The following is a 9,000-nucleotide window of genomic DNA, read 5'->3' as shown; positions in this document are numbered from 1 at the left end:
TACGCCGGCAGGGGTCGGTCCACGAGGGTGCTCGCCCGCCACTCGGCCCGCCACGGCGGCGGCTCCCACCCGTCCATGATGTAGATCCGCTCCCGGGCCACCTTCTCACCCCGGAACTCCATGATGTTGACGACGAACTGCCACGGCGCGTCGTCGTAGCCGATGAGGTACTCCACGACCACGACGTCCTGCCGGTGGGTGATCCGGCGGATGTGGAAGCGCAGTCGCGCGGGGTACCTCTCGCGCCAGGGCTTGAAGCTGTGGACGCCCTCGAAGCGCTCCCCGGACTGCGGAAACTCCAGGACCGCGTCGGCGTGGTAGATCTCGTGGGTGATGTCCTGGTCCGTGCCGGCGAACTCCCAGTGTCGCTGCAGCCGGGCCCGGAGCGTGGCCTCGTCGAGCATGGCGACCTCCTTGATCCCGCTCCCACCGTAGGCGGGCGGCGACGCGCTGCCCACCTGCCGCAGGCTCGGCCGGGCGTCAGTGACCGACGAGCTGCTTCCGGGCGGCGACGCCGATGTCGGCCTGGTCGGTGAAGAAGCCGTCGACGCCGGCGCGCAGGAAGGCCAGGTCCTCGGCGACCTCGTTCCCGCGGGCGTCGGGGTCGCTGCCCCGGCGCAGGTCGGCCGGCAGGAACCGGTTCTCCGCGCGGAACGTGTACGGCAGCACGAGCAGCCCCGCCCGGTGGGCGTCGGCGACCAGGCGGGTGGGGCTGCCCAGCCCGCCGTCGCGGCGCGGGATGACCTGGGCCTTGTCGGGCCCGATCGCGTTCACCACGCCCTTGAGCGAGGCCAGGCCGGCCGGGCTGGTGAGTGCGGCGAACGTGCGCGGGTCCTTGGCGACCTCGAGGTCCCAGGGGGCGCCGCCGGCGGCGGTGAGCAGCAGGGTGGGGGCCGTGAAGCGGTCGCGGCTGCGCAGCTGGCGCAGGTTGGTCAGCTCGAAGGACTGCACCAGCACCGGGGCGGTGGGCCGGTCCAGCCCGGCGGCCCGCAGCTGGGCGACCAGCGGGGTCTCCAGGTCCAGGCCGAGACCGCGGAAGTAGCTGGGGTGCTTGGTCTCCGGCGCGATGCCGATCGTGCGGTGCAGCTCCGCCGACAGCCGGGCGCGCAGGGCCAGCACCTGGGCGAAGGTCGGCACGCGGTAGCGGCCGTCGTAGCGGGTGTTCTGCGGCCGGACCGCCGGGATCCGCTCCCGGGCATGCAGCGTCTCCAGCTCGGCAAGGGTGAAGTCCTCGGTGAACCAGCCGGTCTCGCGCACCCCGTCGACCACCTTGGTGGTGCGCCGGGAGGCGAACTCCGGGTGGGCGGCCACGTCGGTGGTGCCGGAGATCTCGTTCTCGTGCCGCGCCACCAGGACGTGGTCCTTGGTCGAGACCAGGTCGGGCTCCATGTAGTCCGCGCCCATCCGGGCGGCCAGCTCGTAGGAGGCCAGCGTGTGCTCGGGCCGGTAGCCGGGAGCACCGCGGTGGCCGATCACCAGCGGCGTGGCGACCAGCCGGGCGGCGGTCGCGGCCGGGCGCGGGGTCGCCGTCGCCGCCCCTGGAGCGGCCGGAGCGGCCGAGCACCCGGTGAGCACCAGGGCGGCGCACAGCCAGGCGAGCAGCGCGCGCGGCAGCAGACGGGCGGCGGTCGGCGTCGGGGTCCCCACGCGCGCAAGGCTAGGGCGTCTCCCCCGCGGCGACGCGGTGGCCGCCACCCCCGGCGACGGTGACCTCTGCCCCTTGTGCACGGCATACAAATAGGCTGGTGGCATGGCCAGCAAGGGCAGTCGGATGAGCGCCGCGACCCGGCGTCGCGTGGAGCGCAGCGCCGGGGCGCTGTCCACCGGCGCGATCAAGCGGATGGAGGCCAACCTCGACTGGTATCGCGCGCTGTCCGCCGAGGACCGCTCGTGGGTCGGGCTGGTCGCCCAGGCGGGCATCGCCGCGTTCATCGCCTGGTGCCGGGACCCCTCGGCGCAGCCGCACATCACCGCCGACGTGTTCGGCACCGCGCCGCGGGAGCTGACCCGCTCGATCAGCCTGGGGCAGACGCTGGACCTTGTCCGGTCGGTGGTCGACGTCGTCGAGGAGGACGTGGCCGAGCTGGCCGCACCCGGCGAGGAGCAGGCGCTGCGAGAGGCGGTGCTGCGCTACTCCCGCGAGATCGCGTTCGCCGCAGCCCAGGTCTACGCCGAGGCCGCGGAGGCGCGCGGTGCCTGGGACGCCCGGCTGGAGTCCCTCGTGGTCGACGCGGTCCTGCGCGGCGAGGCGGACGACTCGATGCAGTCGCGGGCCGCGGCCCTCGGCTGGGGCTCGGTCAGCCACGTGGCGGTCGTGGCCGGCGCGACCCCCTCCGGGGACACCGCGGGCGTGGTCGACGCACTGCGCCGGGCGGCGCGACGCCTGGACGTGGAGTGCCTCGCCGCGGTGCAGGGCCGGCGCCTCGTGGCGATCCTCGGTGGCGTGGAGGACCCCCTGGCGGTGGCCCGCGCGCTGGGCGGCCACTTCGCCGAGGGGCCGATCGTGGTCGGCCCGGCGGTGCCGCACCTGTTCGCCGCCGGACGCTCGGCCCGCGCGGCGCTGTCCGGGCTGGGAGCGGCGCGGGCCTGGCCGGAGGCCCCGCGCCCGGTGCTCGCCGACGACCTGCTGCCCGAGCGCGTGTTGGCCGGCGACGCCCCCGCCCGTCGGATGCTGGTGGACCAGGTCTACCGTCCGCTCGCCGCCAGCGGCTCGGCACTGTTCGAGACCGCCGCGGTCTACCTCGAGGGCGGCGGCGGGCTCGAGGCCACGGCGCGGGTGCTGTTCGTGCACCCCAACACCGTCCGCTACCGGCTGGGCCGGATCGCCACGGTCACGGGCTACGACCTGGCCCAGCCGCGGGAGGCCCACGTGGTGCGGATGGCGCTCGCGGTGGGCCGCCTGGCCGAGCCGGCACAGCGTTCCTGGCGCCGCGGCGTGCCTGGTCAGGAGCCGGTCATCGCGGCGTCACCGGACGGTAACCCGACCGGCGACGGGCTCGAGGCGTTGTAGGAACCCTCCAAAACACGCCCGATTAGTTGGTGGCGTTCGGTCACGGCCCCGCCCGGACCCAGCGGCAAGGCTGGAGCCGTGCTCGTCATCGTCTGCCCTGGACAGGGCTCCCAGACCCCCGGCTTCCTCGCGCCCTGGCTCGAGCTGCCCGGCTTCCGTGACCGCATGGCGTGGCTGTCGGCCGTGGCCGGCATGGACCTGGTCGCGCACGGCACCGAGTCCGACGCCGAGACCATCAAGGACACCGCAGTCGCGCAGCCGCTCATCGTCGGCGCCGGCCTGATCTCGCTGCTCGCGCTCTTCGAGCACCCCGCCGACGGGCACCGCGCCGTCGCCGCCGGTGCCGGTCACTCCGTCGGTGAGATCACCGCCGCGGCCGCCGCCGGCGTCATGACCGCCGAGCAGGCCATGGTGTTCGTGCGCGAGCGGGGCCGCGCCATGGCCGCCGCCAGCGCCGTGACCCCGACCGGGATGAGCGCCGTCCTGGGCGGCGACCCCGAGGACGTGGCCGCGACCCTCGAGCGCCACGGCCTCACCGCGGCCAACAACAACGGCGGCGGCCAGCTCGTCGCCGCCGGCACCCTCGAGCAGCTCGAGGCCCTCAAGGCCGACCCGCCGGCCAAGGCCCGGGTCATCCCGCTGCAGGTGGCCGGCGCGTTCCACACCCACCACATGGCCCCCGCGGTCGACGTGCTCGCCGGCTACGCCCGCGCCATCTCGACGCATGACCCGCGCACCCGGCTGGTCTCCAACGCCGACGGCGCCGTCGTCCACGACGGCCGCCAGGTGCTCAAGCGCCTCGTCAGCCAGGTCAGCAACCCGGTGCGCTGGGACCTGTGCATGGAGACGTTCAAGGACATCGGCGTCACCGGCCTGATCGAGATCCCGCCGGCCGGCACGCTGGCCAACCTGGCCAAGCGCGGGCTCCCCGGCGTCGAGGTGCTGGCGCTGAAGACCCCGGACGACCTCGAGGCCGCCCACCGGATGGTCCGCGAGCACGCCCAGCCCAGCGAGGTGGCCGACAACCCCACCTGGCGCCTGGTCATCGCCCCCGCCAAGGGCACCGTCACCTACACCGTCACCGAGGCCGGCACCACCGTGCCCGCCGGGTCCGTCGTCGCCACGGTCAACACCCTGCGCGACAGCTACTCCGTCACCGCACCCCACGGCGGACGGGTCATCGAGTGGCTCGTGGAGGACGGCGACCCCGTCTCCCCCGGTCAGCCGCTGCTGCGCCTGCACCCCACCGAAGCCTGAGCCACCCGGAGATGACCGAGATGACCCAGCCCACCCACCGCGGGACGCTGAACCCGCCCGCCGGCGCCAAGCACGCCCGCATCTGGGGCGTCGGCGGCTACCGCCCCGAGCGCGTGGTCACCAACGAGGAGGTGTGCACCTGGATCGACTCCTCCGACGAGTGGATCCGGGAGCGTTCCGGCATCGTCACGCGACGCTGGGCCGCACCCGATGAGTCGGTCGTGGACATGGCCGAGCACGCGGCGCGCAAGGCGCTTGCCGCGGCCGGGATCAACCCCTCCCAGGTCGGCGCGGTCATCCTCGCGACCGTCACGCACCCCTACCAGACCCCGGCGGCCGCCCCGATCCTCGCCGACCGTCTCGGCGCCACCCCGGCGGCGGCGTTCGACATCTCGGCGGCGTGCGCCGGCTACTGCCACGGGATCTCGCTGGCCAACGACATGGTCCGCGGCGGCAGCGCCGAGTACGTCCTGGTCGTCGGCGTCGAGAAGCTGTCCGACTTCACCGACAGGCACGACCGCGGCACCGCGTTCATCTTCGGCGACGGCGCCGGCGCAGCGGTCGTCGGGCCGTCGGACTTCCCCGGCATCGGCCCCACCGTCTGGGGCTCCGACGGCGCCCAGTGGGAGACCATCTCCCAGCGCGACCCGTGGACCCGCGTGCGCGACCACGACGTCGACTGGCCCGCCATCGGCATGGCCGGGCAGTCGGTGTTCCGCTGGGCGGTCTGGTCGATGGCCCCGGTCGCCCAGGCAGCGCTGGACAAGGCCGGCGTCAGCGCCGACGACCTCGACGCGTTCATCCCCCACCAGGCGAACATGCGGATCATCGACGCGATGATCAAGCAGCTCAAGCTGCCCGCGCACATCCCGGTGGCCCGCGACATCGCCGAGACCGGCAACACCTCGGCCGCCTCGATCCCCCTGGCCACCGAGCGGATGCTCGAGCAGGGCGAGGCACCGCACGGCGGACTGGCCCTGCAGATCGGCTTCGGCGCAGGCCTGGTCTACGCCGCGCAGGTCGTGGTCCTGCCCTGATGACCCCCGCGGCCCGACGGGTAACTCGGGTCAGCCCGCACCACCCCGTCACATCCATCGAATCACCAAGGAGCTGAACCCCATGGCGCAGAGCGAGCAGGAGATCCTCGACGGCCTGGCCGAGATCGTCAACGAGGAGACCGGTCTGCCGACCGAGTCGGTCGAGCTCGACAAGTCCTTCACCGACGACCTCGACATCGACTCGCTGTCGATGATGACGATCGTCGTCAACGCCGAGGAGAAGTTCGGCGTGCGCATCCCGGACGACGAGGTCAAGAACCTCAAGACGGTGAAGGACGCCGTGTCCTTCATCGCCAGCGCCCAGGGCTGACCCACACCTGACCGCCCCGGTGCCCGCGCCCCGGCCACACCCCTGGCCGCGGCCGCGGGCCCGGAGCCAGCCCGACGGCATACCGACCCCAACCGGCTGTCTCACCCAGACCAAGGAGCACAACTTCCGATGACCCCGAACCCCGAACGGCGCGTCGTTGTCACCGGGCTCGGCGCGACCACTCCCCTCGGCGGCACCGTCGCCGAGACGTGGGACGCGATCCTCGCCGGGCGCTCGGGCGCGCGCACGATGCCCTATGACTGGGTGGCCCAGTACGAGCTGCCGGTGACCTTCGCAGCCACCATCAAGACCCCGCCGGAGGAGGTCCTCGCCAAGGTCGAGGTCCGCCGGCTGGACCCGTCCTCCCAGTACGCCCTGATCGCCTCCCGCGAGGCCTGGGCCGATGCCGGCTCCCCCGAGGTCGACCCGGAGCGCCTCGGCGTGGCCATGGGCTCCGGCATCGGCGGCGTGTGGACCCTGCTGACCCAGTGGGACACGTTGAAGGAGAAGGGTCCGCGCCGGGTGTTCCCGCTCGCGGTCCCGATGCTCATGCCCAACGGCCCCGCGGCTGCGGTCTCCCTCGAGCTCGGCGCCCGTGCCGGGGCGCACACCCCGGTGAGCGCCTGCGCCTCCGGTGCCGAGGCCATGGGCTTCGCGCTGGAGATGATCCGCAACGGCCGCGCCGACGTGGTCGTCGCCGGTGGCACCGAGGCGGCCGTGCACGCGCTGCCGATCGCCGGGTTCGCCGCCATGCAGGCCCTGTCGACCCGCAACGACGACCCCGAGCGCGCCTCGCGCCCCTACGACACCGGCCGCGACGGCTTCGTCCTCGGGGAGGGCGCCGGCGTGATCGTGCTCGAGAGCGAGGAGCACGCCAAGGCCCGCGGCGCCCGCATCTACGCCGAGCTCGGCTCGGTCGGGATGTCCGCGGACGCCCACCACATCGCCGCCCCCGAGCCCAACGGCGCCGGCGCCTCCCGCGCCATGCGCGAGGCGGTCGAGCGGGCAGGCCTGACGGCCAGGGACATCGTCCACATCAACGCGCACGCCACCTCCACCCCGGTGGGTGACGTCGCGGAGTCCAACGCCATCCGCCGCGCCTTCGGCGACGACGCGGACGGTATGCCGGTCAGCGCCACCAAGTCGATGACCGGCCACCTCCTCGGCGCCGCCGGCGCCCTGGAGAACGTCCTGACCATCCTGGCCGTCCACCACCGCGTGGCGCCGGCCACGATCAACCTCGACGACTTCGACCCGGAGATCCAGCTCGACGTCATCCACGGCGAGCACCGCAAGCTGCCGCAGGGTGACATCGCGGCGCTGAACAACTCCTTCGGGTTCGGCGGCCACAACGTCGCCCTGACCGTGAAGAGCATCTGATGACCGCACGCATGCCGAGCGAGGCCGCCCAGGCGGCCGCCACCGCCACCCGGCCGAAGATCGACCGCGAGAACGACCCGCGCAACCCGCGCAAGCGGCTCGAGGCGTTCTTCGACCCGGGCACCCTGGAGCTGATCACCCCCGAGGACACCAGCGGCATGCTCGCCGGCGTCGGCAGGGTCCGCGGCACCAGGGCCGTCGCGTTCGCCTCCGACGCCACCATCCAGGGCGGCGCCATGGGCGTCGACGGCTGCAAGGTCATCCTCGTCGCCTACGAGCGGGCCCTGGTCGACGGCGTGCCCGTCGTGGGTCTGTGGCACTCCGGCGGCGCGCGCCTGGCCGAGGGCGTCGTCTCCCTGCACGCGGTCGGCGAGGTCTTCGCGATCATGACCCGCGCGTCGGGCAAGATCCCGCAGATCTCGGTCGTCATCGGCGCCGCCGCCGGTGGCGCGGCCTACGGCCCGGCGCTGACCGACATCGTCATCCTCGGCCCGGACGGCCGCGTCTTCGTCACCGGCCCGGACGTGGTCCGCTCAGTGACCGGCGAGAACGTCGATGCGCTGCGCCTCGGCGGCCCGGAGCCGCACGGCCGCCGCTCCGGCGTGGTCCACGTGGTCACCTCCTCCACCGAGGAGGCGCTCGAGCGGGGCCGCCTCATGTGCGCGCTGCTGGGCGACCAGGGCAAGCTCGACGTCGCCTCGGTCGAGGACCGCGACCTGGCCGAGACCTTCCCCGAGTCGGCCAAGCGTGCCTACGACGTGCACCCGCTCGTGGCCAACGTCCTCGACCACGGCGAGGACAGCATCGAGCTGCACCCGAAGTGGGCACCGAACATCACCACCACGCTCGGGCGCTTCGGCGGCCGGACCGTGGGCGTCATCGCCAACAACCCGATGCGCCTCGGTGGCTGCCTCGACTCGGCCTCGGCCGAGAAGGCCGCGCGCTTCGTGCGCATGTGCGACGCGTTCGGCGTGCCCCTGATCGTGCTGGTCGACGTGCCCGGCTACCTGCCCGGCGTCGGCCAGGAGTGGGACGGCGTCGTGCGCCGTGGGGCCAAGCTGCTGCACGCGTTCGGTGAGTCGGTGGTCCCCCGCGTCACCCTGGTGACCCGCAAGACCTACGGCGGCGCCTACATCGCGATGAACTCCCGCTCGCTCGGCGCGACCCGCGTCTTCGCCTGGCCGACCGCCGAGATCGCCGTGATGGGTGCTGTCGCCGCGGTGCGCATCCTGCACCGCCGGCGGCTGGCCGAGGTGCCCGAGGAGGACCGCACCCAGGTCGAGAACGAGCTGGCCCTGGAGCACGAGAAGCTGGCCGGCGGCCTGCCGCGCGCGGTCGACATCGGCGTCATCGACGAGGTCGTCGAGCCGACCAAGACCCGCTCGGCCCTGGCCCGCGCGATCGCCGAGGCACCGCAGCGCCGGGGCCACCACGGCAACATCCCGCTGTAACGCGGACCCGTCCACACAGCGCGAAGGGTTGGCCACATCCGGATGTGGTCAACCCTTCGGCGTACGGGGTCGTGGCCCGACGTTGGCGTCAGCCGACGGGCGCAGGGGCACTTGGCTCCCCGATCCCGCCGGCTGACAAGCTCATTCCCGTCTCACCCCACCTTGTGCAGCCAGCGCACGGGAGCCCCGTCACCGGCATACCGGAAGGGCTCGAGCTCCTCGTCCCAGGCGGCCCCGAGCAGCAGGTCGACCTCGTGGGCGAGCACCTCGGGATTGCCCTTGCTGATGGCGATCGCGGTGCGCAGCCGGTCCTCGTTGACCACCGCGTCACCGCTGGCGGACGTCCACGCATGGTGGATGCCCAGGCGCGGGGTGTGCGACCAGCGCGAGCCATCGCAGCCGGGGCTGGGCTCCTCGGTCACCTCGTAGCGCAGGTTGTCCCAGCCGCGCAGGGCGCTGGCGATGCGCCCGCCGGTGCCGGCCTCGCCGGTCCAGGACAGCTCGGTGCGCAGGAGGTTTGGCCCGGCTGGCTGG

9 protein-coding genes are annotated in these 9,000 nt (G+C 73.6%); 6 read left to right on the top strand and 3 right to left on the bottom strand.

Annotated features, from left to right (window positions below):
* Window positions 1-458: nuclear transport factor 2 family protein (locus tag VF825_RS12285; RefSeq protein WP_331113651.1), on the bottom strand; the 458-nt coding region annotated here is incomplete at its 3' end.
* A gap of 22 nt (window positions 459-480) precedes the next feature.
* Window positions 481-1,647, bottom strand: a complete 1,167-nt coding sequence (locus VF825_RS12280; protein WP_331113649.1) for a glycerophosphodiester phosphodiesterase family protein — start codon at window positions 1,645-1,647, stop codon at window positions 481-483.
* A gap of 103 nt (window positions 1,648-1,750) precedes the next feature.
* Between VF825_RS12280 and VF825_RS12275 the strand changes: the two genes are divergently transcribed.
* The 6 genes from VF825_RS12275 (at window position 1,751) to VF825_RS12250 (ending at window position 8,466) form a co-directional block, all read left to right on the top strand.
* A complete protein-coding gene (locus VF825_RS12275; RefSeq protein WP_331113647.1) occupies window positions 1,751-3,010 on the top strand; it encodes a helix-turn-helix domain-containing protein in 1,260 nt (419 codons plus the stop codon).
* A gap of 78 nt (window positions 3,011-3,088) precedes the next feature.
* The gene (locus VF825_RS12270) at window positions 3,089-4,267 is read left to right on the top strand and encodes an acyltransferase domain-containing protein (RefSeq protein WP_331113645.1); all 1,179 of its coding nucleotides are present in this window, start codon (window positions 3,089-3,091) and stop codon (window positions 4,265-4,267) included.
* A gap of 20 nt (window positions 4,268-4,287) precedes the next feature.
* Window positions 4,288-5,304 (top strand): beta-ketoacyl-ACP synthase III, encoded by a 1,017-nt coding sequence (locus VF825_RS12265; protein ID WP_331113644.1) that lies wholly within the window; start codon window positions 4,288-4,290, stop codon window positions 5,302-5,304.
* Between the two features lie 82 nt (window positions 5,305-5,386).
* Window positions 5,387-5,635, top strand: a complete 249-nt coding sequence (locus VF825_RS12260) for an acyl carrier protein (RefSeq protein ID WP_141787858.1) — start codon at window positions 5,387-5,389, stop codon at window positions 5,633-5,635.
* Between the two features lie 129 nt (window positions 5,636-5,764).
* Window positions 5,765-7,015: a beta-ketoacyl-ACP synthase II gene (fabF, locus tag VF825_RS12255; RefSeq protein ID WP_331113640.1), complete on the top strand. Its 1,251-nt coding sequence runs from the start codon at window positions 5,765-5,767 to the stop codon at window positions 7,013-7,015.
* On the top strand, window positions 7,015-8,466 hold the full coding sequence (locus tag VF825_RS12250) for an acyl-CoA carboxylase subunit beta (protein ID WP_414695837.1): 1,452 nt from the start codon (window positions 7,015-7,017) through the stop codon (window positions 8,464-8,466). Before fabF ends, VF825_RS12250 begins: the two co-directional genes overlap by 1 nt.
* A 152-nt stretch (window positions 8,467-8,618) precedes the next feature.
* On the opposite strand, the gene VF825_RS12245 is transcribed toward VF825_RS12250, so the two are convergent.
* On the bottom strand, window positions 8,619-9,000 hold a 382-nt coding region (locus tag VF825_RS12245), incomplete at its 5' end, for a DUF3145 family protein (RefSeq protein WP_331113638.1).

It is taken from the genome of Oryzihumus sp., assembly GCF_036391795.1.
Taxonomy (GTDB): domain Bacteria; phylum Actinomycetota; class Actinomycetes; order Actinomycetales; family Dermatophilaceae; genus Oryzihumus.
The sequence above is the reverse complement of the archived record's forward strand: the minus strand, read 5'-3'. Positions and strand labels throughout refer to the sequence as shown.